The 1,201-nt window shown below is 42.4% G+C and carries 2 protein-coding genes; both read left to right on the forward strand.

Annotated features, from left to right (window positions below; genetic code table 11):
* Window positions 1-119: 119 nt before the first annotated feature.
* Window positions 120-380 (forward strand): hypothetical protein, encoded by a 261-nt coding sequence (locus tag HT723_RS11180; protein WP_172935209.1) that lies wholly within the window; start codon window positions 120-122, stop codon window positions 378-380.
* 126 nt (window positions 381-506) lie between these two features.
* Window positions 507-1,136 carry an MBL fold metallo-hydrolase gene (locus HT723_RS11185; protein WP_172935210.1) on the forward strand — a complete coding sequence of 210 codons (630 nt, stop codon included), beginning with the start codon at window positions 507-509 and terminating at the stop codon, window positions 1,134-1,136.
* The last annotated feature ends 65 nt before the right edge of the window (window positions 1,137-1,201 follow it).

Here is a 1,201-nt window from a genome sequence, read left to right on the forward strand (position 1 = left end):
CGAAGTCAGTAACCATATATACGGCAAGGCGACGTTGACGCGGTTTGAAGAGATTTTCGAAGAGTATAAAAATCCTCAAGATACTTTCTTTTATCCGTTAGTTTATAAGGAGAACACCTATGAAAAAAACTGCTATTTCTATCTTTGCTCTCCTAGTATTAGGAGCTAGCTGCCTGTTTCTATTCAGCCAGCAAAGCTATAAAAAAACAGTCGTTCAATACTATGCTAACGACCAGAACCTGCCCAATAGGATAACTTATAGTGAATATAGCGACAAACGAGAAGCCAACTACGGTGGCACTCTAAACATCACATCTATCAAACAAGCTAATGACGGAGTTTATGCAACCTATGAAGGGCACTTGACACCTCTCCAATAGTGATAAATTGAGAACCAGCCTGTCTTCATCTAGTCATGCTGGTTTTTAAGTTCATTCTAAATCCTTACCTATTTCCCCCAACTATGCTATACTTAATTTAGTACATTCTTTGAGATTGGAGCTAATATGAAAATTCATAAAACTGTGAATCCTGTTGCCTATGAAAACACCTATTACCTAGAAGGCGAAAATCACCTTATCGTGGTCGATCCTGGTAGCCATTGGGAAGCCATTCGTCAGACAATAGAGAACCTCAACAAACCGATCTGTGCCATTCTATTGACCCACGCTCATTATGACCATATCATGAGTCTGGACTTGGTTCGCGAGACCTTTGGCAATCCTCCTGTCTATATCGCAGAGAGCGAAGCCAGCTGGCTCTACACTCCTGTCGATAATCTCTCCGGTCTCCCTCGCCACGATGATATGGCAGATGTGGTCACAAAACCTGCAGAACACACCTTTGTCTTTCACGAAGAATACCAACTAGAGGAATTTCGTTTTAAGGTTCTACCGACCCCAGGGCACTCTATCGGTGGTGTTTCCCTAGTCTTTCCTGATGCTCACCTAGTCTTGACGGGAGATGCTCTGTTCCGCGAAACAATTGGACGGACGGATCTTCCGACTGGTAGTACAGAGCAACTCCTTCATAGTATCCAGACCCAACTCTTCACCCTACCAAACTACGATGTCTATCCAGGACATGGTTCAGCTACTACTATCGCTCACGAAAAAATCTTCAATCCTTTTTTCTAGCAAGATGATGACAGATGATGACAGATGATGACAATCGATAGCACAATTTAATACTCAATGAAAAT

The organism is Streptococcus sp. 2106, assembly GCF_013277315.1.
Taxonomy (GTDB): Bacteria; Bacillota; Bacilli; order Lactobacillales; family Streptococcaceae; genus Streptococcus; species Streptococcus pseudopneumoniae.